Raw genomic sequence first — 23258 nt, 5'->3', positions numbered from 1 at the left:
TTGATTTGTTTTTTCCCTTAGAACTTCGTCGTAAAGTAGAAAGGACACCAAAAATAATAATAATTTATTAACAATCAAGAGGCATAAATCAGCTCATAAATGAATCGCATTTGAGTGTTGTTTTTTGTGGGTGTTAATGCATGGAAATACAGTGTTTTAATTGGTGTGTGTTAATAAATGTTATTGTTTGAATGTGCTAAAAATGAGTGCGCTAACATTAGCTTTTTTGTGCTGATTTTAAAGGGAATAATGTTATGTTTTCTATTGGGTAAACTCATGATATTACGGCCCGATGTCTTAATATTTATTTAGCCTAAATAAAAAAAATCAATAAAAGTCTTTTTAGTCTGATTTATTCGCTTACATTTGCAGTATGTGACAAAAGTCACAAAGCATTTTGAAAAAGATATGAGAAATACAACTTCTGACATAAGAACTACAATGATGCACATGATGTGTATGTGTATGATTGTGTTTAAGTGGCAGAAGAATTAAACAGCTAGTGTAAGTATATATCACCTTTTAAAATGGCTCTTCTGCAACAGCAGGAGAGCTTTTTTTATAGGCTAACGGATTAACAATAGAAAGTAAGACTCTTTTAAAATAAACTCGACAGTGGAGAACAGGATAAACGGAAAAACAGTAGAACGGAAGCGACGCAGCGTTGTGAAAACCATTTCGTGGCGGGCTGTCGGAACCATTGATACCATCATTATTTCGTGGATTGTGGTGGGGAATTTAAATTTTGCCGTAACCATTGGAGGGGTTGAGTTGTTTACAAAAATGGTACTCTATTTTTTTCACGAGCGGGCATGGAACCGCTGCAATTTTGGGCGAGTTGAAGAAACACCCATCGAATACGAAATTTAGTGGAGCATGAAAAACTTTTTACCCATATCGATCGACATTTCCGATGCAAAAATTCTGGTCATCGGGGGAGGGCAGGATGCACTGAAGAAAATACGCATTTTGCAACGGTTCGATGCACATGTTGAAGTGCTGGCCTTAAAGGTCATCGACGAGATAAAAAACAGCGGAATAAAGTACACCGAAGCGGTCTATAATAAAGACTTTCTGAAAGGTTACCTCATGCTGTATTCCTGTGTGAATAACGACGAGCTCGACAAACAAATTGTTCAGGATGCAAAGGAAGCCGGTGTTCTGGTGAACATCCACGATAAACCTGCGTTGTGTCAATTTGTATCACCGGCAATATATCGTCACGGCAAAATTACCGTTGCGGTAGGATCGAATGGTGAAAATGTGTACGAAGCAATTAGAATTAGAGATTTAATAAAACAGACAATAAATTTTAACTGATAAGAGAAGATGAGTTTAAAGTTAAATCCGTTAAATGACCAACAGCTGACAGCCTTGGATCAGCTAACACAAGGATTAACAAAAGAGCAAACACTTTGGTTAAGTGGGTTCTTTGAAGGTAGACTTTCTGCCATGGGAGGAAGTGCTGAAGCAAGTGACGCGCTTGTACCCGCTGCTGCTGAAGCACAACCCAAAAGTCTGCTTAACCTGACCATTTTATACGGTACCGAAACCGGACATTCGCAAGGACTGGCAGATAAACTGAAAGAGAAAGCCGCTTTCCGGAACATTAACGCAACGGTGTTGAGCTTATACGATTTTAATTACAAAAAGCTGCACGAAGAAGATAATGTGGCCGTGATTGTAAGTACGCATGGCGAAGGCGATCCGCCAGATATGGCCGAAGATTTTCATAAATATGTCACCGGGAATCGTGCTCCAAAGCTAAACGATACCAACTTTTCGGTGCTGGCTTTGGGCGACAAAACCTACCGGAACTTTTGTAAAACCGGCGAAGATATCGACGAAGCCATGAAAGATTGTGGAGCTTATCGTCTTACTCCAATGGTAAAATGTGATGTGGATTACGAGCAGGATGCCGAAATTTGGATGAACAACTTATTGCTCAATCTTCAGCCTTCCGAAAGTGAGAGTCCCGCCACTATAGATTCTGCGAATCCGGCTGCCGGAACAAATGGTGCTGCCGTTAGGGGCGAACAATTCACGAAAACCAATCCGTACAAAGCAACGGTGCTGGATAAAGTAAAAATTACGGGCCGCGATTCGGACAAGGAAGTTTACCACCTCGAGTTGTCGCTTGAAGGTTCGGGCCTTGAATACGAGCCCGGCGATGCTGTAGGGATTTTTGCCCGAAATCCGAAAGTACTGGTCGAGCAAATTCTGGAGCACACCGGCTTCGATCAGGAACAGCAGGTGGATCACGAAGAGGAACAGATCTCCTTAAGAGATGCTTTAAGCCATTATTACGAGATCACAGTGGTTACATACGATTTACTTGAAAAATATGTAGAGATTACAAAAGACGAAAACCTTGACGCCATTCTGAACGATGAGGAAAAACTCAACGATTATTTATACGGGCATGATGTACTCGACCTGCTGGAAGATTTTCCATACAAATGGAACGCCAATAAACTCATCAGTATTTTGCGTCCTATTCCCCCGCGTTTGTACTCCATCTCATCGAGCATGGAATATGTGGGTGAGGAGGTACATGCAACCGTTTCGCTGGTGAATTACGAGCGAAAGAGCCGTCTTCGCAAAGGAGCTTGTTCTAGTTTCCTTAGCGACAGTGTTGAAGTGGACGATCAATTGGCCATTTTCATTGATAAAAATCCGGCATTTAAACTTCCGCCAAACGGCTCGAAACTGATCATGGTAGGTGCCGGAACCGGAGTTGCTCCATACCGTGCCTTTATGCAGCAGCGCGAAAGCCTGGGGATGAAAGGCGACACCTGGTTGTTTTTTGGCGACCGGCGATTTAAATCCGATTTTCTGTACCAGGCTGAGTGGCAAAAGTTACTGAAAGCGGAGTACCTTGAAAAAATGGATGTGGCTTTTTCGCGCGACCAGGACGAGAAAGTATACGTTCAGCATAAACTCAAAGAGAATCAAAAGGAGGTGTTTGAATGGCTTGAAAACGGAGCTCATTTTTACCTCTGCGGAGATATGAAATACATGGCCAAAGACGTGAACAAGACTTTGCTTGAGCTCATCGAAACCGAGGGTGGGCTCAGCAAAGAAGAGGCCGAGAAATATGTGAAGAACCTTAAACGAGAGAAGCGTTTTCAAAGTGATGTTTACTAAAGATATTTAAGAACAACTACTCAACGATACGAACCGATTTTATAACCCAAATGAAACAAATTCCCATCCTTCAACCAACCGGGGAATGAGTTTCATTGACTATCTCGTTGAGGATTAAAATTAATGAGATGAACGAAACAATTGACTGGAAAGAACTTTCGGAGGTAGAAAAACTGAAATACGAGAGCAATTTCCTGCGTGGCACGCTGGTCGAAAGTTTGGCTGACCCAATAACCGGGGCCATTTCGGAAGGCGACACACAGATCTCGAAATTTCACGGGATCTACCAGCAAACCGATCGCGATCTCGATAAAGAACGAAAACACCAAAAACTGGAACCCGCCTACTCGTTCCTGATTCGTTTGCGCATGCCAGGTGGAAAATTCACGCCGGCGCAGTGGCTGAAAATGGATGCACTTTCCGAAAAATATGCCAACCATACACTGAAGCTAACCACCCGGCAGACCTTTCAGTTGCACGGGGTGCTTAAGAACGATCTGAAAAAGACGATCAGCGAAATGAATGAAGAGTTGCTGGATACGATTGCAGCTTGTGGCGATGTCAACAGAAATGTGATGAGCCACGCTAATCCTGCAGAATCGCCTTTTCATGCCCAAGTGATTGATTTGGCAACCCGGATCAGCGAACATCTGATGCCGCGGACAACAGCCTATCACGAAATTTGGCTCGATAAAAAACTCATAGCCAACAGCAAGCAGGATGAAGAACCTTTATATGGAGTCCGTTACCTGCCGCGAAAATTTAAAATCGGAGTGGTCATCCCGCCACATAACGACTGTGATGTGTTCTCGCAGGATCTGGGTTTTATTGCCATTGTTGAAAAAGATGCGATAATCGGCTACAATGTTGTTGTTGGCGGAGGACTGGGTTCAACTTTCGGAATGACTGAAACTTATCCGAGAACCGGTACAGTTATCGGTTATTGCACGCCCGATCAGGTTTTAGAGGTAGCCGAGAAAGTGGTGCTGATTCAGCGCGATAACGGCGACAGGAAAAACCGGAAACAGGCGCGCATGAAATATACCATCGACAGAATGGGGGTAGATGAGTTTAAGGAAGAAGTGGAAAAACTGCTGGGCTACAAACTCGAAAAGGAAAAGCCCTTCAAACTTGAACGCAATGGCGACGATTATGGCTGGAAAAAAGGAACCGACAACAAGTGGCACCTCACTTATTTTGTTGAAGGTGGTCGGGTGCTCGATAAGGGCAAACAACAACTTAAAACTGCGCTTCGTGAGATTGCAAAGCAGATTAAGGGAGATTTCATACTTACCGGAAACCAAAACCTGATTGTGGCCGGAGTTACCGCCACTGAGAAGAAAAAAGTGGATGCCCTGTTGAAAAAGCATGGTGTTGCACCCACCGAAATTTCCGGTCTTCGTCAGAATTCAATAGCCTGTGTGGCGCTGCCGACTTGTCCGTTGGCCTTTGCCGAAGCAGAACGTTATCTTCCTGATCTGATTTCAAAAATTGAGACCATCCTCGAAGAACACGATCTGATAAAGGAGGAGATAGTTATACGAATGACCGGATGTCCGAACGGATGCGGCCGCCCCTACCTGGCAGAGATCGGTTTAATAGGGAAATCGCCGGGGTATTACAACCTTTATCTTGGAGGTAACTTCAACGGTACAAGGCTGAACACACTGTTTAAAGAAACGATTCCGGAAGATGAGATTCTAAAAGAACTACGGCCAATTATTGCCGACTTTGCCAAAAACAGAAAAGCCAAAGAGCATTTTGGCGATTTTGTGATCCGCAATAACTATGTGAAGGAGATATTACACGGGAAGGAATTTAACCATTGATTCCGGTCTCATCAGCAATGATGAGCGGGATCGAAAAAAGAAAGGACACTTGTATGAACAATGTAATTTCGATATTAGGATGTGGTTGGCTGGGAACGGCTCTGGGTAAATCATTACTACGGAAAGGCTGGAAAGTAAAAGGATCGAGCAGTTCGAATAGTAGTTATAATAAGCTGGAGATGACCGGTATAAGTGCCTTTTATGTGAAAGCTAAACCACAGGCGCTGGAAGTTGATTACAACAGTTTTTTTAGTACCAACTTATTGGTGGTTAGTATTCCGCCAACACGCACAAAATGTGTGGAAGATTCCTATCCGCAGAAAATGGAGCAGGTGGTTAAAAAGGTCGAGGAGATCGGCATTAAGAAAGTGCTGTATATTTCTTCCACTTCGGTTTATGAAGAGCGAAACAAAGAAGTAAAAGAGGGTGATGAAGGTTCGCCTCAAAAGCCTGCCGGAAGGGCCTTATTGAAGGCCGAAAAACTGTTCACGGATAATCCGAATTTCCAAACTACAGTGCTGCGCTTTGGCGGACTGATCGGTTATGACCGGAACCCGGCCCGTTTTGTTCAAAGGAAGAGTGAGGTGAACGCGCAAATGCCCATCAACCTGATTCATCGCGACGACTGCGTAAATGTCATCAGTAAAATAGTTGAGAACGATATTTGGGGAGAAACGTTTAATGCTGTTTGTCCGGAACATCCCACCAAAAAGGAGTTTTACAGCAAAGCGGCCAAACTGAGCGAATTACCGCAACCCGTTTTTATCGATAATGCCGGGAGTTATAAAGTAGTCAACAGCGATAAACTGATTAGCAGGCTCGACTACTCATTCAGTTACAATAGTCCGATGGATTACCTGAAGGAAATTGAAGAGTGGGCGTATCGCATTTAATCTGAAGACTTTATCAACATGAACACAGGGAAAGTATATATTGTCGGCGCCGGACCCGGGCCTGCCGACCTGCTGACAGTGCGTGCATACAATGCCATTAAAAAAGCAGAAGTGGTGCTTTATGACGCACTTGTTTCGGGCGAAATCCGCGATCTTTTTCCCGAAGCAGCAGAAAAGGTTTTTGTGGGGAAAAGAGCCGGCGATGGCCGGGATGTAACGGTCCGCCAAAATGCCATTCATCAAAAACTCCTGCATTTTGCACAGGAAGGTAAAGCGGTAGTTCGCGTAAAATCCGGAGACCCGATGATTTTTAGCCGCGGTGCAGAAGAAACTTCTTTCTTAAAAGAACATAAATTGCAATACGAGGTTATTCCCGGAATTTCGGCATTTAATGCTGCCGCAGCAGAATTTGGCGTTAGCCTTACCGATCGGCGTGGAAGCAATTCGCTGCACTTGCTTTCCGGCACCGATGTTTCGGGGAAAGCGGTAAGTGCGCAACATTTATGTGATATTCTGGATAAGCGGGGAACTGCCGTGCTTTACATGGGCACCAAAGTGCTGGAAGAGATTAACCAGGCACTTGATCCCGAACAGCGCGAGTGCATTAATACAACCATTGTTTCACGCGCCGGACGTAAAAATGCGGCCATCATGGAAGGCTGCCTCAAAGATGTCATCATTCAGCATGCTAAGTCGCCGTTGCCAACACCGGCACTTATTTTTCTTAAAAAGTTTGACTAGCGAAAAAAAATAATCAAAGATAAATGGAGATCAGCGAATAAGCGATCAGCACAATGGAAAGTACATAATAAATCAGTACTTTTCGGTATTTAGCTGAACTGTTCCTTGATTTTAAAGATGAAATTAATCCCAGATTGGCGATAAACAAAGCAAAAAGCATTAGCACAATGTGTTCAATTGGCCAAAGGCGTTTCGAGAGCATATCAACGTGGCTTTTGTCGCCCGGATAGTTGAGGCCCGATGTAGGATTCATATTGGTAAACAAAACAATACCAAATATAAGTTGCAGGTATAGGTTCACGATAAAAGCATAAGAAAGAAACTTATCCAGCTTTCCAAACTCCCGTTTTTTTATGAGCCCCGTTACCGACCGAAAGATCAGTAATACGGCGAACACCAAAAAGCAAAGACTGACCACATAGTGAGCGATCTTCACCGGTGAACTCATTAAAAGAGTAGAAAGCTGGATAGTTGCATTTATCATTACCTATCTATTTTTCAGTTTAATTTCTGTTCCAATCGGCCTGTTTTATCCAGTCAACAGCAAATTTTGCATTTTCAACCGGAATTCCCGGAATAAAACCGTGACCTACGTTAAATATCCAGTTCGGATTTTGAGCCCCGAATTCCAGGTAGCTTTCAAGTTTTTGTTGGATCACATCCTGACCGGCAAGCAATAAACGCGGGTCGAGATTGCCTTGAACACCCATTGTAGGAGGAATCATTTTGCGGGCTTCTTCCAGCGGCACCTGCCAGTCGACGCTGATAAAATCGGCATCGTCAGGACGAAGATGCTGCAGCCCTGTTCCCAATCCTTTTGGAAGGAAAATTACAGGAGTTCCGGCACCTTTTACTGCAGCCGAAATCTTTCTTACAAAAGGCATGATCAGTTCCATATACAAATCCGAAGGAATCAGTCCGGCGTGCGTTTCAAAAATCTGAAAAGCGGCAATTCCGTGCCTGACCTGGTTCAATGCGTACTCAATCGAAAGGTCGGTGATGATGCCAAGTAACTGTTTTGCCAGTTCGCGGTTCTTGTACAACATCGCAACGGCATCGGGGAAAGTATGATTGGTTCCCAATCCCTGCACCATGTAGCAAAGCGTTGTAAACGGCGCTCCGCAAAATCCGATCAAAGGAACTTCAGCCGGCCTGGTCTCTTCAATCCGGTCGATCACATCATAAATGTACTCGAGCTTCGATGCATCGGGATTTAAAAAAGCAGCCGGATCATCCACATCTTTTAATGCTTTCTGAAAACGTGGTCCTGAATCGGTAAACGACAGATTCATGCCCAAAGCTTCAGGAATGACAAGGATGTCGGAGAAAAGAATGGCCGCATCAACACCCAGGTCATGCACCGGTAGCAGGGTTACTTTTGCGGCCAGTTCCGGATCGCGCATCAATTCATGAAAAGAATACTGCTTACGCAATTCCATATAGGATGGCAGCACGCGTCCTGCCTGCCGCATAAACCAAACCGGCGGTCTTTCCGTTTTTTCTCCCTTTAATGTTTTTATGAATATACTCTCCATTCTTTTTAACTTAACAAGGTTAAAGCCTTTTTATTGGCTTCAATAATTGTGTCGATGTCGTCGTCGGTGTGGGCATACGACACAAACAGACATTCGAATTGTGATGGTGCCAGGTAAATACCACTTTCCAGCGATTGCTTAAAATAGGTCGCATATTTTGTTGTGTCGCACGACATAGCTTCGCTAAAAGTGGTTACCTGTTGTTCTTCGGTAAAAAATAAGGTCATCATCGATCCAACACGGTTAAGTACTGCATTAACACCTGTTTCTGCAAGATTCTTACGAATGCCCCCTTCCAGTTTTTTTGCTTTCCGTTCCAATTCCGGGTAGAAATCGGCGGTTTCTTTTATCATTTTCAGCATGGTGGCTCCGGCTGCCATGGCCAGCGGATTTCCGGATAATGTTCCGGCCTGGTAAACAGGTCCTTCGGGAGCCAGTTGATCCATGATTTCTTTTTTACCTCCATAAGCACCTACAGGTAAACCTCCCCCAATGATTTTTCCTAAAGTGGTAAGGTCGGGTGTTACGCCATAATATTCCTGGGTGCCTCCTTTTGCAAGGCGGAATCCGGTGATTACTTCATCAAAAATAAGCAGTGCACCATTTGAACTGCAGAGTTCGCGTAGCCCTTCCAAAAATCCTGTAGCGGGTGGAACCACTCCCATATTTCCCGCCACCGGCTCAACAATAACCGCGGCAATTTCGTCCTTTTCCTGTTCGAAAAGTTGTTTTACTGAATCGAGGTTGTTGTAATCGGCCAGCAGTGTATCCTGTGCATTTCCTTTTGTAACGCCCGGACTGTCAGGGATGCCCAAAGTAATGGCTCCCGAACCGGCTTTAATCAGAAAACTGTCGCCGTGGCCGTGGTAGTTACCAACAAATTTTATGATCTTCTCACGTTTGGTGTATCCTCTTGCCAGGCGGATGGCACTCATGGTGGCTTCGGTTCCTGAATTTACCATACGCACTTTTTCCACCGAAGGAATCATCTCAACAATCAATTCAGCCATTTCGGTTTCATACTGAGTTGGTGCTCCGTAGCTGGTCCCTTTTTGTGCAGCTTCATTTATGGCTGTCAGGATGCAGTCGTGCGCATGACCAAAAATCAATGGCCCCCACGAGGCTACAAAATCGATGTAACGATTCCCGTCGATATCGATGATCTCCGCTCCTTTTGCTCTTTCAATAAAAACCGGATTCAGGTTTACACTCTTAAAAGCCCGTACCGGTGAATTCACACCGCCGGGAATAGTTTGTTGTGCCCGCTCAAACGCGCTCATACTTTTTTCAAATTGCATGTCTTCTAATATCAGCTTTACTGTTCGTTTATTCCTTTAATTATGTTGGCCGCTTCCACCGCATGGTAGGTAATAATGATATCGGCACCGGCTCGTTTTATAGAAGTCAACACTTCTATCATCACGCGTGCTTCATCGATCCAGCCTTTTTCGCCGGTAGCTTTTACCATCGAAAATTCGCCACTTACGTTGTAGGCGGCAACGGGCATTTTGAATTCAGTTTTCACCCGGTAAACAATGTCGAGAAAGGCCATGGCCGGTTTCACCATTACAATATCGGCACCTTCTTCAATATCGAGCTGAACTTCGCGCACAGCTTCATTCGAATTGGCCGGATTCATCTGGTAGGTTGCCCTGTTCCCGAATTTTGGCGCGCTTTCAGCAGCATCTCTGAACGGACCGTAAAAAGCAGAAGCAAATTTTGCCGAGTAAGCCATAATCGGGATCTTCTCGAAATGTGCTTCATCCAGTGCCTTTCTGATTTTCCCAACACGTCCGTCCATCATGTCGCTGGGAGCGATCATATCCACACCGGCTTCAGCCAGCGAAACCGATTGCCGGGCCAGTGTTTCAAGAGTAGTGTCGTTATCAACATCGCCATCGATAATGGTACCGCAGTGTCCGTGTGTGGTGTACTCGCAATTGCACACGTCGGCAATTATATACAAGTCTTCAATTTCTTTTTTAATGGCGCGGGTGGCCGTTTGAACAATTCCGTTGTGTTCGCAGGCTACCGATCCGTCCTCGTCTTTTTCTGCAGGGATCCCAAAAAGCAAAACTGCTCGCACTCCGGAAGCATATACTTTTTTACATTCTTCCACCAGGTTTTCTACTGAAAGCTGGTAATTGCCCGGCATCGACCCGATTGGATTGCGGACATTAGTTCCTGCACATACAAAAAGCGGCATTACCAAATCGTCGACCGAAAGATGAGTCTCGGTCACCATATCTCTTAATACTGAATTGTATCGTAATCTTCTCATTCTGGTTTCAGGAAATGCCATGATACTATTTTTATGATTTATGAATTAATTTTTCTGAAAGTAATCTACAATTGAACTAAAAAATCCTTCTGCCGATGAATCTTTTGCGGTAACCACAGGAGCAAGTCCTTTTGCTTCAATGGCTTTGGTTGTAGTTGGGCCAATGCTGGCCATTTTTAACGGAGCCGAAAGCCGGCTTTCCATTCGTTCGTAAAAGTTATTAAATGTTGACGGACTGGTAAACAGGATACAATCGTAACGATCATTGCTGATCAGGTTGGCCGCCTTTTCTTCTATTTTTTCGGGTTGAACTGTTTGATATACCTCCAGTCGCTGAATCTCGTTGTCGGCGGTCAGTTCTTTTTCAAGAGCATCGCCAGCCAGGTTTCCAAGAGCCAGTAACAGCTTTTTGTTTTCAGGATTTACCTGCTTTTTGAATTCGGCAGCAAACTCGTGCGACGTATTTCCTGATGCCGTAAAATTGGGCGCGTAGCCATAGTAATCGAGTTCGGCTGCTGTTTTGCTGCCAATAACGGCAATTTTTAAAGAAGCGGGAAGCGAGGTGCCACCCTGCAAATCCATCAGTTGCCTGAAAAAATGAATGACCCCGTTGCGGCTGGTAAAAAACAACCAGTCGAACCGATCGAGTTGTCCGAGCACTTGTTTATCGCCGGCTGTTAATTCGGTCGTTTCAATCACGATCATGGGGCAGTTAATCACATTTGCACCACGCGACTGGAGCATCCGCGTCAGTTCTTCATCGGCATCGGCTGCACGCGTTGAAATGATGGTTTTACCTTTCAACGGTAACTCGCCGGTTTGTGGCTCGTAATTCGATTTTATTTCTTCGAGGATCTCTTTTCCTCCTTCTTTTAGAAGTTTATCGGCCAGTTTAAATGCGATACGACTGGCTTCAGAAACCGAACCTGAGTAACTGTCCTTTAAAAATATACTGCCGTCGAGGTTAGAAATAAAACCGGTGATCGTAAATTCTTCTCCCTGAATAGCGGAATAACTTCCTACCGGAATCTGGCATCCGCCTTCGAGTGTGCGTAGGAATGTACGTTCGGCTTCTGCAGCAATCATCGTTTCCTCGTGGTTAATCCCGGTGATTAGCACTTCCGTTGCCGGATCGTCATCTTTAATTTCAATGGCAATTGCACCCTGTGCACAAGCCGGTATCATTGTTTCCGGATCGATGATCTCGGAAATGTGTTCATCCATCTCGAGACGCTGTAACCCGGCAGCTGCCATCACCATGGCATCACAATAACCTTCCTGCATTTTTCGGATGCGGGTGTTCACATTACCACGAATTTCCACGATGGTCAGGTCTTTGTTCATTTTCAGCAACTGTGCCTTACGGCGCAAGCTTGATGTGGCAATAATATCGTTTGAAGTTAATTCCGAAATTTTACGATTATCTTTTGAAACCAGGGCATCAAAAGCCGCAGCTCGTTTCAGAACGGCGCCAAGTTTTGTTCCCTTGGGAAAAACAGTGGGCAGGTCTTTTAAACTGTGCACAGCCATATCGATTTCATCGTTGAACATGGCCACTTCGAGCTCTTTGGTAAACAAGCCTTTGTCGCCAATTTTCGAAAGCGGGACATCCAGAATTTTGTCCCCTTTGGTTTTGATCACAACAATCTCGAATGTTTTTTCAGGATATTTTTCTTCCAGGGCATCTTTAACCCGGTAGGCCTGGTACAATGCCAGTTTGCTACCTCTTGTTCCAATGCGAAAGTGTTGTTTCATTCTGCCATGTTGAAAAGGTCGTTCACCAGCTCGATGTATTCTTTTTTGCGTCCGTGGTCGGTGACTTCTTTTACGTTACGAATCATCAGACGAATAAACTTATTGGTGATGTGCTCGGCATAAAGTTCGGCATCTTCACCGTTGTTTTTCATCTGGCGTTTCATAAAACCCTGAAGTTCTTTTTGGTTGATGGCCTGAAAGTTTTTGCTGATACTTTGAAAGGTGTCAGATAATTCTCTGGTGTGGTGCCAGTCGGCGAATTCCTGTACAAATCCTTGAAGGATGGTTTCAGCTTTATCGATTTCTCCTTTTCGTTTTTCAAATGTTTCGTCAACTACCGCAGTCAGGTCGTCAACGTTATACAGGTAAACGTTTTCGAGTTCGGCGACTTCCGGGTCCACGTTACGAGGCACCGACAAGTCGATGAACATCATCGGTCTGTTTTGGCGAAGTGGCATGATCTTTTCCATATGTGCTTTGGAGATCAGTGCTCTTTTTGAGGCGGTACTTGCAATTACAATGTCGTTGTCTGTCAGCAGTTCTTCCAATGCTTCAAATTCACGAGCTGTTCCCTTGTAACGCTCAGCCAATTCACTTGCTTTTTCAAAGGTGCGGTTGGTAATCGTAAAGCGTGAACAACCTTTTTTTACCAGGTTTTGCATGGTCAGTTCCCCGGTTTGTCCGGCACCGATCAGCAAAGTTGGAAGTGCTGTAAGTTTATGCAATTTTTGCGAAGCCAGCTCAACAGCGGCGTAACTTACCGAAACAGCTCCCTTGCTCATTTCAGTATTGGTTCGAACACTTTTCCCGGCTTCAAAAGCTTTGTTGAAAAGACGGATAAGGATCGGACTGTTGATCTCTAATCTTTCGCTGATGGCAAAAGCCTCTTTTAATTGACCAACAATTTGATATTCACCCAGCGCCATTGAATCTAATCCTGCGGCTACACGAAACAGGTGGCGTGCTACATTCTCCTGGTATTTGCAGTAAAAATGCTCGCTTACCTTTTTATCGGTGGTTCTCCACTCGATTAAAGCTTTTAGTAAATTTTGAGCGAAAACTTCTATATCGGAACCGGAATAATCAAAATATATTTCGGTGCGATTACAGGTTGAAAGAATGATAGCACCTTTTAATCCACTCTCCTTTAAATGATTGGTGAATCGTCTTACATCTTCTTCACAAAATACGAAGCGGCTTCTGATTGCAATTGGTGCTGTCTTATGATTTAGTCCTAATAATCCGATCATTCGAACATATTTTTGAAATGCAATTCAAGTTTATGAAAACAATCTGTAGAAAATCTGTGCAAATTCTCAGATTTGTACAGAATTGAATGCTGCATACTCGGAGCAGAAATATTCGGTTACTATAAAAAGTACTTTTAGGACATTTCAGAATAAAACTTTATTGTTTCTAAGTGGCTTGAATATCAGTTGGGAAGGGCCGTTGTGAAGGAGCTCTGAAATGAACGGTTTTTTGTATTGGAATGAGTGGTTCTTTTAGTTGTTTAAACCGAATTTAAATTGACCGAATTTGCTTATTGAGAATCGTTTTTAAAAAACACGTTAAAACAGTGCAGGTCGTTTTTAAATTCGTAGCGGATTTGAAATCCCGAAATCTCACAAATTTTCTGTACGATGGCCAGACCGAGTCCGGTTGATTTGCCCGAACCTGTTGCTTTATAGAACCGCTGAAATAGCTGGTCTTCATCGCCTGCCATTTTATCACCGCTATTAGCTACCATGAACTTGTTGGCATTGAGCTCAACTTTTAGCTTGCCACCCCGAATATTATGTCTGATTGCATTCTTGATCAGATTGGCTACCATTATTTCGGCCAGGTAACGGTTCATTTTTACTGTTTGTGGTTCTGCAGGTAAGCTGACACTGATTTTCCTGGTTTCTATAAGTTCTTCAAAATTGGATAAATGCGATTTTGTGATCTCAAGAAATTCGACGTCTGAAACCACCGGGAACTGTCTGTTCTCGATTTTTGCCAGTAACAAAAGGGTGTTGTTCAGACGTGAAAGTTTGGAGCTGGCTTCAAGGGCATCAGTAATGGTTTGCAGTTCTTTTTCAGGAAGATTTTCTGACTGCAACAGCAATTCGAGTTTCGACGCTATAATGGCAAGCGGAGTCTGAAGTTCGTGCGATGCATTTTCGGTGTATTCTTTCAGATTGTGATAATCTCTTCTGATACGTTCGTTCATCGCCCTCAAAACCCGGTTTAGTTCGTCGAATTCATCAATATCGGTTTTCTTCAACTCAAACTCGTTTTGCGAATTTAAATCGTAAGCATTGATCTGGTGAAGAGTATTATAAAATCCTTGCCAGGCTTTACGTGTAGTGTGTTGGTTCAGAATCAGTAAGACCAGAATCAGCGCCACCACAACCCCGGTAACCAGCAGCAGAATGCGCACGATTAATGTGTCGGTTTCGGCCAACGCTTTATAAATGGTTACCTGGTAAAATTGGTCATTTATTGACGTGTTAAATTTCAGTTGACGGTAGGCATTGTAAGTTTCGGTTTCGGGATTGAACAAAACGGTGTCGGAAAAAGCACGATAATTTTCCGATCTGTCCGTGGTCGGTAAAATGATTACTTTATTCTCAAAATCGGTGGCAGCTTCCTGTGTACCGTGCACTTTTTTTAAATTCGATAAAATGTTCATTTCCTTTTTGACCAGTGCTGTGTTGATATTGGCATCAACCTGTTTACGCAGGAGGTAATAAAAAACGATTAGCCCGATCAGAAAAATGAAGAGCGAGATGGTAAGAAAATTGAGATTTGTTCTGGTCAGCAGTTTCATTATTAATCGAGCTTCTTAAGCGGAACCGACGCTCCGGGATTGAATTTAATTTTCAATGGTGGTGTCGAATTTATACCCCACCCCGTAAATGGTTTTAATGTAGTCTCGGCAGCCTTTGTCGAGTAACTTTTTGCGCAGGTTTTTCATGTGCCCGTATATAAAATCGTAGTTATCGGCCACTTCCATATAATCGCCCCAAAGGTGTTCGGCAATTCCTGTTTTTGTGATCACTTTGTTTCTGTTGGCAGCAAAAAACTGCATCAATTCATATTCTTTTTTCGTGAGTTTCAGTAGTTTATCATCAACATAAACCTGGTGGGCGTCGGGCAGAATTTTAATTTCATTGATCACGATCTGGTTGTTGCCTTCGAAGTTGATCCTGCGATGAATGGATCTCAACTGTGCATTGAGTTCAGTCAGGTGAAAGGGTTTGGTGAGGTAATAATCAGCACCAATCTCCAGGCCTTCAATACGGTTATCGAGCGAGTTGCGTGCCGAAATAATGATGATCCCCATGTTTTTATTCCGTTTTTTAATGAGCCGAATAAGGTCGAGGCCGTTCCCGTCGGGAAGATTAATGTCGATCAGTGCGCAGTCGTATTCATACAGTTCCACTTTTTCAACCGACGATTCATAATCGTAGGCTGTTTCGCATATAAAATCTTCTTCCGTCAGGTAATTGACCATGGCATCCGAAAGCGATTTCTCGTCTTCAACAATCAGGATCTTCATGCTGTTCTTCTACCTTGTTATTTCTTTTTAATTTGATCAACTCAAGCCGCAAGATAACAACTTTTAGTGAGGTGTGATAGTTATTTCAAGTACAATGTTTTTGAAGAATTGGCGGGAATTTCGACAAAATTGCGTATCGTTTTGATTGGAAAATCGTTGTGCTTTTGTGGAAAATGTACATTGTATTACATTTATAGGATTAAAAGTTTTTAAGTATGGAGCGAAGTAAATGGTGTTGTCGGATATTTCCCATTGTTTTAATCCTTGCGTCGGCAATACTGGCGGCGTTAATCTGGTATTTTGAAGAAGGTGTTCACGAATTTCGTTTTCTGACGGACCGCGTTGAATTCTTCAATTACCTGGGTAGCGTGTTGTTTATTGCCATTTTGCCCATCGGGCTGTACTATTACCTGAATGATAAAGAGAAGTATCAAAACAAAGCCCGGCCACTTGCTTTGCTCGGATTTCTGCCTGCCATCGTTTTTGCAGTTTTCATCATATTATAGTTTATAAGTCGTCAGAATAACTATTCGCCACTGCTCAATTTTTTTCTATCTTTCCGCAACAAAACTAAATTATGGCTAAGTTCCCGTTTTATCAACAGTTTGATGTAATGGATTGCGGCCCTTCGTGTTTGCGCATGGTGGCCAAATATTACGGGAAACATTTCACCACCGAATCTTTACGCGAAAAATCATACATCACCCGCGAAGGCGTTTCTTTACTTGGTATAAGCGATGCTGCTGAATCGATCGGGATGCGCTCGATGGGAGTGAAGATCACTTTTGAGCAGCTAAAGAAAGAGGCGCCGCTGCCTTGCATTGTTCACTGGGGACAAGAACATTTTGTGGTGGTGTATAAAATGGCCAAAGGAAAAGTTCATGTGGCCGATCCCGCGTTTGGCCGGATGGAATATTCCGAAAAAGATTTTTGTGAAAAATGGATCTCCACAGTCGATGGAGGCGAGGAAAAAGGGATCTGTTTGTTGTTGCAACCGTCGCCCGATTTTTACAAGGAAGCCGATGAGGAAAGATCACGAACCGGTTTTCGTTTTGTGCTTAATTACCTGAAACCATACCGAAAACTGGTAATTCAGCTCATCCTGGGATTCTTCCTCGGAAGTTTAATTCAGCTGGTTTTACCCTTCCTTACCCAGAGCGTAGTAGATATTGGTATCAACAATCAGGATATTGGATTTATATACCTGGTGTTGCTGGCACAATTGGTCTTGTTTATCAGCCGGATGTCGGTAGAATTTATACGGTCGTGGATTTTGCTCCACATCAGCACCCGTATCAATATTTCAATTATTTCCGATTTTCTGATCAAATTGATGAAACTGCCGCTGGGCTTTTTCGATTCAAAAATGATCGGCGACTTACTTCAGCGTATTGAAGACCACGACCGGATTGAGCGCTTTCTTACGGCACAGTCGATAGGAGTTTTGTTTTCGGTTTTTAGCATGGTGGTTTTTGCCATTGTTCTGGCCATATACAGTATGAAGATCTTCTTTATTTTTCTGGTTGGATCTGCCCTTTATTTTGTGTGGATCTACATTTTTATGAAACGTCGCCGCGAGCTGGATTACAAACGTTTTAACAAGTTATCGGAAAACCAGAGTAAGCTCATTCAGATCATTAACGGGATGCAGGAGATAAAACTGAACAACTACGAAAAGCAAAAACGCTGGGAATGGGAACGGGTTCAGGCCGGTTTGTTCAAGGTGAGTGTGAAAAGCCTTTCGCTGCAACAGTACCAGGATGCCGGTTCGGTTTTTATCAATGAAACGAAGAATATACTGATCATCATTATTGCTGCAACGTCGGTTGTTAACGGACAACTCACGCTTGGTATGATGCTGGCTATACAATACATAATAGGACAGCTGAATTCTCCGCTTCGGCAACTGATCGCTTTCATGCACAATGCACAGGATGCCAAGATCAGTTTGGAACGACTGGCAGAAATTCACGATAAAAAAGATGAAAGTGATGCCGCAGCCAGTTATGTAAAAATGCTCCCTGAAAACAAAGGGATCAGCGTTTCAAACCTGGTATTTCAGTACGAAGGACCACGTTCACCCAAAGTGTTGAACGAGATTGACCTTGAGATCCCGGAAAAGAAGACAACCGCGATTGTTGGTACCAGTGGCAGCGGAAAGACCACACTGATAAAACTGATGCTCGGTTTTTATCCGCCGGTGGCTGGCGATATCAAAATCGGGGGAACACGGCTGGCCAATTTCTCACCCAAAATGTGGCGCGATAACTGCGGCGTGGTCATGCAGGATGGCTTTATTTTTTCCGACAGCATTGCAAAAAATATTGTGGTAAACGACGAGGTGATCGATCAGGAACGATTGATCAGCGCTGTGAAGCTGGCAAACATTCAGGATTATATCGAGTCGTTACCGCTGAGCTACAATACAAAAATAGGACAGGAAGGCGTTGGGCTGAGCCAGGGACAAAAGCAACGTATTTTAATTGCAAGGGCCATTTACAAATCGCCTGAATACCTGTTCTTCGATGAGGCTACAAATGCGCTCGATGCCAACAACGAACGGCTGATCATGGAGAACATGGAAAAGGTGTCGGCCGGAAAAACAGTGGTGGTAGTAGCTCACCGCCTGAGTACTGTGAAAAATGCCGATCAGATTGTAGTGCTCGATAACGGCGAGATCGTGGAACGCGGAACGCACGATGAACTGATCAGCAAAAAAGGAAAATATTTTGAATTGGTTCGCAACCAACTTGAACTTGGAAATTAAACACCAATGACCAGTGACCAATGGCTAATGACAATAACAAAATAGAAATCCGTTCCGGCGAAGTGCAGGAAATACTTGGTGGGGTGCCATCGAAGTTGGTACGTTACGGGATCCTGGTTTTTGCAGCCATTTTTGCACTGATCATTGTCTTTAGTTTTGTATTTCATTATCCCGATATTTTGCGGTCTAAAATTGTTGTTACCACCGAAAATCCGCCGGCAACACTTGTGGCACGCGCAACCGGTAAAATCGATCAGCTTTTTGTGGAGGATAAAGAGAAAGTGGAAGCTGGTCAGATGATTGCGTTGATTGAAAATCCGGCCAATTATTTCGATGTGCTCCAACTCGAAACACTGATCAACAACATACAGCCTGTATTCGATACCCTGAATTTTACACCCGATATTCGTTTAAGCAGAATCCTGCAGCTTGGCTCCATCCAGGAGTATTACTCACAGTTTTTAACCAAATTCCAGGAACTAAAAGAATTCAACGAGCGCAATTATTATACAATGCGCGAAGAATCGTACCGCGAGCAGGCCAAAAACGCCCGCATTTTGTACGACCGGATGTGGCAACGCAAACAAGCCGTCGACAAAGAATACCAGCTGAAACTGCGTCATTACGAACGTCAGAAAAAACTGGTGGCGGGCGAAGTAATTGCAACAACCGACCTTGAAAAAGCCGAGGCTGATATGCTCTCCAAGAAATCGGAACTTGATGGCATTCGTTCCGACCTGGCTCAAAAACAGATCGACATCAGCGAACTGGATCAGAAGATCATTGAAAACGAAAAGGAATTTAACGACCTGAAAATACAACACGAATCGGCTTTGCTCGAAGCCTTCAACAACCTGAAAAGTGCATCGAGTGATTGGTTTCTGACCTACCTGCTACGTTCGCCGATCGACGGAACAGTTTCGTTCAATAAATTTTACGCCGAAAACCAGAACATTACTCAGGGCGACCGTGCATTTACCATTGTTCCCGACGATATGGGAGAGGTAATTGGTAAAGTGGAACTACCGGTTCGCGGATCGGGAAAAGTAAAAGTGGGATTGAACGTAAACGTTAAATTCGACAATTACCCTTACATGGAGTTTGGTATGGTAAAAGGTGTGGTTAAAAATGTGTCGCTGGTGCCCGAAGATAATTTTTACATGGTTGAGGTGGCTTTCCCCGACGGGATGGTAACCAATTATAACCGGCAGCTCGAAATGCAAAATCAACTGGCGGGGCAGGCCGAGATCATTACAGAAGACCTGCGCCTCATCCAGCGCTTCTTTAACCCGCTAAAAGCGCTTTGGAAAGAGCGCGTCAAACAATAAGGCTTATTTGAATCTTTATTTCACGGGCATACTTATATCAGTAATTAAATCTTTGGGAGCTGTATCGGCCGGATTGTTTCTGTAGAACTCGATCGGATGTAGTTTTTTGTTTTTCCTTATTTCTTTTGCCCGGTCCATCGACATCAACGCACTCCACGCGTTTCCTAATAATTCGTATCGGCCAATGTGCCGTACCGTATATACTTTTGTTGCTGGTAAATTGCCATTGAAAAATCCGTTGGGAAGATCATCTTGTGGTTCTTTTACCCCAATCCCAACCGTATATTCCACCCGGTTTTTCCCAAAATCAAATTTATGATAAACCGAAAAGAACTCCATCGAGAGCTTGTCGCTGATTTCTTTTGCGTATACATTTAATTTATCCACATCATCCGACATGGTTTTACCAAGTGCATCAATTGTACAACTGTTTTTTAATCCAACATATTTACACCCGGCATAATCCGATTCGCCTAAAAACTCTAGTTTTGCTTCTACCTCGTCCTTTTCAATGTAATCTTTCAACATCTGAAGTCCCCTGTCGTAATCCATGCCCAGCATGCGTTCCATCAGGTTTTTCATCCAAAACATAAAAAATGGCAGTGAGCCATCCATGATCCAGGTAACTTTGGTCGTTTTATTACTTTCCGGTTCGATAAAAAAATCAACGGTTGCTTTCGATTTCCAGGGCTTCAAAAAAGTCAGGTCGTAATGTATGGCCGAGGCCTTTTCTTCCAAAACCGTCATTTCTCCTGTACCTACTCTTTTACCTTCCCAGCGTTGTTTCTTGCCATTATCGCTAACTGTTACGGTAGCTTCCGGTTCAAGAACCAGCCACGGCGACCAGGCGCGCCAGTGTTTAAAGTCGCTAACGATGTTTTTAACCTTATTGGCACCGGCATTAATGGTGATGGATCTTGCGATGCGAGTTTTTGGCATAATTAGAAATATTAATAGTTAAAATGATCAAATCAATAACATTTTAAGTGATTTAAAAGTTTTATACCTGTGCCGGTCATCGTAAAAAGTGTACTTAGTGAGTGCAAAATCGCATCAGTTGGGGCTTTTGTTATTTTTCAATTCTATCGAAATGCAAACCAATTGCAGATCGACGCGAGCAGGGGAGCATCAAAAATCAATACGATTGGTCGACATTTTTGCGTGGAGGATCCTCAATGTTAAGATTCATTAATGCTTTTAGTACATTCTCAAATTACCTCAAAATTCTTTAAAAAGTAATTTTGAATACCGAACTCTAAAATTTTTTCTGGCTCTGTGCTGTTTCAATGTGGAGCAGTGTAACAGCACGGAAGCCCTCTGCCCATGGTGTTTTTAGCGTGTTCAGATAATAATGCAACGGTATATTGTAAAGCATAGTACCAAGTAAAAGATAGAAATATTTTAAAAAAAGAACTATATATCTGTAACGTCGTGCATATAAGTGCGTCTTATAAGTGAAATTGATTAGAAAAAAATTAAGCAAAAACAAATAACAAAGGGAGGATAAGTCATGAAAACAAAAAACAATGTTCAGAAAACAGCTACAAAATTATTAGCATTAGGATTAATCTTAGTCGTTCTGGGTTTAAGTGCAAATGCTCAGAATTTAGGAAAATCATTAGCGGACATAGTCAGCTTTAATGGATTAGATCTTGCAATGGTTGATAACTCTATCGAATCCAATTCAACATCGATCGGGGCTAGGGTTTACGCTGTAAATATCGAAGTGGAAACAGAAGAAGCATTGGAACTGGAAGATTGGATGACAGATGAAAACAGGTTTGATATCTATTTACACTATTTTCAAACAGAACAGGAAGAAGCATTGGAATTAGAAGACTGGATGTTTGATGAATCTACTTTTAACCATTCGTCTTTTCGCTTTACTGTAGAAACTGAATCTCAACTGGAACTGGATGGCTGGATGACTTCTGACAAAGTATGGAATCGTTAGTTCCATATAAAATTGTTAAAAAGAAAATTATAAACGTAAAAAGTCAGAAATCATGAAATTAGAGAATACAAAAGCACAAATGAGAAAAGGGGTATTGGAATACTGTATCCTACTAATTTGTAAAGAAGAACCGGTGTACGCAGTTAATGTGATTAAAGGTTTACGCGATGCCAATATGATAGTAGTGGAAGGTACTATTTATCCATTATTAACCCGATTAAAGAATGACGGATTATTATCATACCGCTGGGAAGAGTCTACCCAGGGACCACCCCGGAAATATTATGAACTGACCGCTAAGGGAAGGGATTTTTTAAACGAGTTGGAAGGATCGTGGGGTGAATTGGTTAATGCGGTTAGAAGAGTTAAAACCCAAAGAGCATAATAGTAAAAATCTGTAAAAAGTAATAAATTAAAAAATCGATAAAAATGAAAAAGACTTTGACAATAAACATGAGTGGTACGGTGTTTCACATTGAGGAAGATGCATACGACGTGCTAAAGAAGTACCTGATAACATTAAAAAGTTATTTTGGTGAAGACGAAGAAGGCAAAGAAATAGTTGCTGATATTGAAGCTAGAATTTCGGAGATATTTACAGAAAGAACGGGCCAAAATAGTCAGGCGATAACATTGGAAGTGGTGGACGACATGATCGGGATGCTTGGAACGCCCGAGAATTTCTCCGAGGAAGCCGGCGATGAGAAACCTCTTGCAGGACAGGGGGCGCGGAAAAGAAAACTTTATCGTGATCCGGAACAAACTGTTTTGGCAGGGGTTTGCGGTGGATTAGCTGCTTATTTTAATATGGATCCGGTTGTAATAAGATTAATTGTAGTGTTGCTGGCTCTGTTTACATCAGGAGCGGGGATATTGGTATACATTCTGTTATGGATCGTTGTTCCCAAAGCTGTCACCACAACTCAACGACTTGAAATGAAAGGAGAGGAGGTGACCGTTAAGAATATTGAGCGATTCTTGAAGGACGAAATGAATGCCGTAAAAGAGAGTTATAAAAAAATCAGGAAATCGGGATTTTTTGCAAGGAAAAAGCATAAACCATCTGCCTAATGGTCACTAGAATATAGTACCAACATTTAAAGAAGACTACAGCTTCAAAACATAGAAACAGTGTTCGAGGTGTTGGATACAAATTTGTTATTTAAAATTGAAGCGAATTACAAAAAGATTGGTTATAACTTCCTGCGATTAGGGGAGCCACGCAAAAAGGTCGTCAATTTTGGCGACCTTTTTTATGATGATTATGTGTATGAACTTTTGGTACTCGACAAACAAAGAGGTATTCGTTCGGAACCTTCACTTCTAAATCAACGACGCTTACATGCAAAAGCATTGTATTTCACACCGATTAGATCCCGATAGCTATCGGGAGGCGCGAGCGGGGCCAGCGAGGGGTTTTGGGCGTGATTTTTATTGATTTTTAGTTCTTTGTCGTTTTAAAATTAGCATTCCTGTTAAACAAA

The 23258-nt window shown here is 42.9% G+C and carries 21 protein-coding genes; 12 read left to right on the top strand and 9 right to left on the bottom strand.

Going from position 1 to position 23258, the window contains the following annotated elements; genetic code table 11:
- Positions 1-615 precede the first annotated feature (615 nt).
- The 6 genes from WFY05_RS18560 to cobA all read left to right on the top strand — a co-directional run bounded on the left by WFY05_RS18560 (position 616) and on the right by cobA (position 6610).
- A complete protein-coding gene (locus WFY05_RS18560; protein WP_340114413.1) occupies positions 616-870 on the top strand; it encodes a DUF2061 domain-containing protein in 255 nt (84 codons plus the stop codon).
- A 6-nt stretch (positions 871-876) separates the two neighbouring features.
- The gene (locus WFY05_RS18555; RefSeq protein WP_340114412.1) at positions 877-1320 is read left to right on the top strand and encodes a precorrin-2 dehydrogenase/sirohydrochlorin ferrochelatase family protein; all 444 of its coding nucleotides are present in this window, start codon (positions 877-879) and stop codon (positions 1318-1320) included.
- Between the two features lie 9 nt (positions 1321-1329).
- Positions 1330-3147 carry an assimilatory sulfite reductase (NADPH) flavoprotein subunit gene (locus WFY05_RS18550; RefSeq protein WP_340114411.1) on the top strand — a complete coding sequence of 606 codons (1818 nt, stop codon included), beginning with the start codon at positions 1330-1332 and terminating at the stop codon, positions 3145-3147.
- A gap of 128 nt (positions 3148-3275) precedes the next feature.
- On the top strand, positions 3276-4976 hold the full coding sequence (locus tag WFY05_RS18545) for an NADPH-dependent assimilatory sulfite reductase hemoprotein subunit (protein WP_340114410.1): 1701 nt from the start codon (positions 3276-3278) through the stop codon (positions 4974-4976).
- A gap of 53 nt (positions 4977-5029) precedes the next feature.
- Positions 5030-5869, top strand: coding sequence for a Rossmann-fold NAD(P)-binding domain-containing protein (locus tag WFY05_RS18540; protein WP_340114409.1), 840 nt, complete (start codon positions 5030-5032; stop codon positions 5867-5869).
- A gap of 18 nt (positions 5870-5887) precedes the next feature.
- The gene (cobA, locus tag WFY05_RS18535; protein WP_340114408.1) at positions 5888-6610 is read left to right on the top strand and encodes a uroporphyrinogen-III C-methyltransferase; all 723 of its coding nucleotides are present in this window, start codon (positions 5888-5890) and stop codon (positions 6608-6610) included.
- 13 nt (positions 6611-6623) lie between these two features.
- On the opposite strand, the gene WFY05_RS18530 is transcribed toward cobA, so the two are convergent.
- From WFY05_RS18530 to WFY05_RS18495, 8 genes are all read right to left on the bottom strand, one after another.
- Positions 6624-7094 (bottom strand): hypothetical protein, encoded by a 471-nt coding sequence (locus WFY05_RS18530; protein WP_340114407.1) that lies wholly within the window; start codon positions 7092-7094, stop codon positions 6624-6626.
- Between the two features lie 19 nt (positions 7095-7113).
- Positions 7114-8145, bottom strand: coding sequence for a uroporphyrinogen decarboxylase (hemE, locus tag WFY05_RS18525; protein ID WP_340114406.1), 1032 nt, complete (start codon positions 8143-8145; stop codon positions 7114-7116).
- Between the two features lie 5 nt (positions 8146-8150).
- Positions 8151-9443 carry a glutamate-1-semialdehyde 2,1-aminomutase gene (gene hemL, locus WFY05_RS18520; protein WP_340114405.1) on the bottom strand — a complete coding sequence of 431 codons (1293 nt, stop codon included), beginning with the start codon at positions 9441-9443 and terminating at the stop codon, positions 8151-8153.
- Between the two features lie 17 nt (positions 9444-9460).
- Positions 9461-10447, bottom strand: coding sequence for a porphobilinogen synthase (gene hemB, locus WFY05_RS18515; protein WP_340114404.1), 987 nt, complete (start codon positions 10445-10447; stop codon positions 9461-9463).
- Positions 10448-10471: 24 nt separating this feature from the next.
- Positions 10472-12181, bottom strand: a complete 1710-nt coding sequence (gene hemC, locus WFY05_RS18510) for a hydroxymethylbilane synthase (protein ID WP_340114403.1) — start codon at positions 12179-12181, stop codon at positions 10472-10474.
- Positions 12178-13431: a glutamyl-tRNA reductase gene (gene hemA, locus WFY05_RS18505; RefSeq protein WP_340114402.1), complete on the bottom strand. Its 1254-nt coding sequence runs from the start codon at positions 13429-13431 to the stop codon at positions 12178-12180. Before hemA ends, hemC begins: the two co-directional genes overlap by 4 nt.
- Before the next feature lie 290 nt (positions 13432-13721).
- Positions 13722-14993, bottom strand: coding sequence for a sensor histidine kinase (locus tag WFY05_RS18500; RefSeq protein WP_340114401.1), 1272 nt, complete (start codon positions 14991-14993; stop codon positions 13722-13724).
- A 45-nt stretch (positions 14994-15038) separates the two neighbouring features.
- The gene (locus tag WFY05_RS18495; RefSeq protein WP_340114400.1) at positions 15039-15725 is read right to left on the bottom strand and encodes a response regulator transcription factor; all 687 of its coding nucleotides are present in this window, start codon (positions 15723-15725) and stop codon (positions 15039-15041) included.
- A 215-nt stretch (positions 15726-15940) separates the two neighbouring features.
- Here WFY05_RS18495 and WFY05_RS18490 point away from each other — a divergent pair, with 215 nt between their 5' ends.
- The 3 genes from WFY05_RS18490 (at position 15941) to WFY05_RS18480 (ending at position 19820) form a co-directional block, all read left to right on the top strand.
- A complete protein-coding gene (locus WFY05_RS18490; protein ID WP_340114399.1) occupies positions 15941-16231 on the top strand; it encodes a hypothetical protein in 291 nt (96 codons plus the stop codon).
- A 71-nt stretch (positions 16232-16302) separates the two neighbouring features.
- Positions 16303-18492 (top strand): peptidase domain-containing ABC transporter, encoded by a 2190-nt coding sequence (locus tag WFY05_RS18485; RefSeq protein WP_340114398.1) that lies wholly within the window; start codon positions 16303-16305, stop codon positions 18490-18492.
- A 20-nt stretch (positions 18493-18512) separates the two neighbouring features.
- The gene (locus WFY05_RS18480; protein WP_340114397.1) at positions 18513-19820 is read left to right on the top strand and encodes an HlyD family secretion protein; all 1308 of its coding nucleotides are present in this window, start codon (positions 18513-18515) and stop codon (positions 19818-19820) included.
- 15 nt (positions 19821-19835) lie between these two features.
- Here the strand turns inward: WFY05_RS18480 and WFY05_RS18475 are convergent, their stop codons facing one another.
- Positions 19836-20759, bottom strand: coding sequence for an SRPBCC family protein (locus WFY05_RS18475; protein WP_340114396.1), 924 nt, complete (start codon positions 20757-20759; stop codon positions 19836-19838).
- 571 nt (positions 20760-21330) lie between these two features.
- On the opposite strand from WFY05_RS18475, the gene WFY05_RS18470 reads away from it, so the two are divergent.
- From WFY05_RS18470 to WFY05_RS18460, 3 genes are read left to right on the top strand one after another with little or no spacing between them, the layout of a single operon-like run.
- Positions 21331-21774, top strand: coding sequence for a hypothetical protein (locus tag WFY05_RS18470; RefSeq protein ID WP_340114395.1), 444 nt, complete (start codon positions 21331-21333; stop codon positions 21772-21774).
- A 52-nt stretch (positions 21775-21826) separates the two neighbouring features.
- Positions 21827-22159 carry a PadR family transcriptional regulator gene (locus tag WFY05_RS18465; RefSeq protein WP_340114394.1) on the top strand — a complete coding sequence of 111 codons (333 nt, stop codon included), beginning with the start codon at positions 21827-21829 and terminating at the stop codon, positions 22157-22159.
- Positions 22160-22203: 44 nt separating this feature from the next.
- Positions 22204-22845: a PspC domain-containing protein gene (locus WFY05_RS18460; RefSeq protein ID WP_340114393.1), complete on the top strand. Its 642-nt coding sequence runs from the start codon at positions 22204-22206 to the stop codon at positions 22843-22845.
- Positions 22846-23258: the final 413 nt, after the last annotated feature.

The sequence above is a fragment of the Maribellus mangrovi genome (assembly GCF_037646455.1).
Lineage (GTDB): Bacteria > Bacteroidota > Bacteroidia > Bacteroidales > Prolixibacteraceae > Draconibacterium > Draconibacterium mangrovi_A.
This window is presented reverse-complemented; position numbering and strand designations above follow the sequence as displayed.

Excerpts from the sequence above, each read along its gene's own strand:
- WFY05_RS18550 (WP_340114411.1), top strand. The coding sequence starts at position 1,330 with ATGAGTTTAAAGTTAAATCCGTTAAATGACCAACAGCTGACAGCCTTG.
- hemE (WP_340114406.1), bottom strand. The coding sequence starts at position 8,145 with ATGGAGAGTATATTCATAAAAACATTAAAGGGAGAAAAAACGGAAAGA.
- WFY05_RS18485 (WP_340114398.1), top strand. The coding sequence starts at position 16,303 with ATGGCTAAGTTCCCGTTTTATCAACAGTTTGATGTAATGGATTGCGGC.
- hemB (WP_340114404.1), bottom strand. The coding sequence starts at position 10,447 with ATGGCATTTCCTGAAACCAGAATGAGAAGATTACGATACAATTCAGTA.
- hemC (WP_340114403.1), bottom strand. The coding sequence starts at position 12,181 with ATGAAACAACACTTTCGCATTGGAACAAGAGGTAGCAAACTGGCATTG.
- WFY05_RS18530 (WP_340114407.1), bottom strand. The coding sequence starts at position 7,094 with ATGATAAATGCAACTATCCAGCTTTCTACTCTTTTAATGAGTTCACCG.
- WFY05_RS18555 (WP_340114412.1), top strand. The coding sequence starts at position 877 with ATGAAAAACTTTTTACCCATATCGATCGACATTTCCGATGCAAAAATT.
- WFY05_RS18475 (WP_340114396.1), bottom strand. The coding sequence starts at position 20,759 with ATGCCAAAAACTCGCATCGCAAGATCCATCACCATTAATGCCGGTGCC.
- WFY05_RS18465 (WP_340114394.1), top strand. The coding sequence starts at position 21,827 with ATGAAATTAGAGAATACAAAAGCACAAATGAGAAAAGGGGTATTGGAA.
- WFY05_RS18460 (WP_340114393.1), top strand. The coding sequence starts at position 22,204 with ATGAAAAAGACTTTGACAATAAACATGAGTGGTACGGTGTTTCACATT.
- hemA (WP_340114402.1), bottom strand. The coding sequence starts at position 13,431 with ATGATCGGATTATTAGGACTAAATCATAAGACAGCACCAATTGCAATC.
- cobA (WP_340114408.1), top strand. The coding sequence starts at position 5,888 with ATGAACACAGGGAAAGTATATATTGTCGGCGCCGGACCCGGGCCTGCC.
- WFY05_RS18490 (WP_340114399.1), top strand. The coding sequence starts at position 15,941 with ATGGAGCGAAGTAAATGGTGTTGTCGGATATTTCCCATTGTTTTAATC.
- WFY05_RS18480 (WP_340114397.1), top strand. The coding sequence starts at position 18,513 with ATGGCTAATGACAATAACAAAATAGAAATCCGTTCCGGCGAAGTGCAG.
- hemL (WP_340114405.1), bottom strand. The coding sequence starts at position 9,443 with ATGCAATTTGAAAAAAGTATGAGCGCGTTTGAGCGGGCACAACAAACT.
- WFY05_RS18495 (WP_340114400.1), bottom strand. The coding sequence starts at position 15,725 with ATGAAGATCCTGATTGTTGAAGACGAGAAATCGCTTTCGGATGCCATG.
- WFY05_RS18500 (WP_340114401.1), bottom strand. The coding sequence starts at position 14,993 with ATGAAACTGCTGACCAGAACAAATCTCAATTTTCTTACCATCTCGCTC.
- WFY05_RS18540 (WP_340114409.1), top strand. The coding sequence starts at position 5,030 with ATGAACAATGTAATTTCGATATTAGGATGTGGTTGGCTGGGAACGGCT.
- WFY05_RS18470 (WP_340114395.1), top strand. The coding sequence starts at position 21,331 with ATGAAAACAAAAAACAATGTTCAGAAAACAGCTACAAAATTATTAGCA.
- WFY05_RS18545 (WP_340114410.1), top strand. The coding sequence starts at position 3,276 with ATGAACGAAACAATTGACTGGAAAGAACTTTCGGAGGTAGAAAAACTG.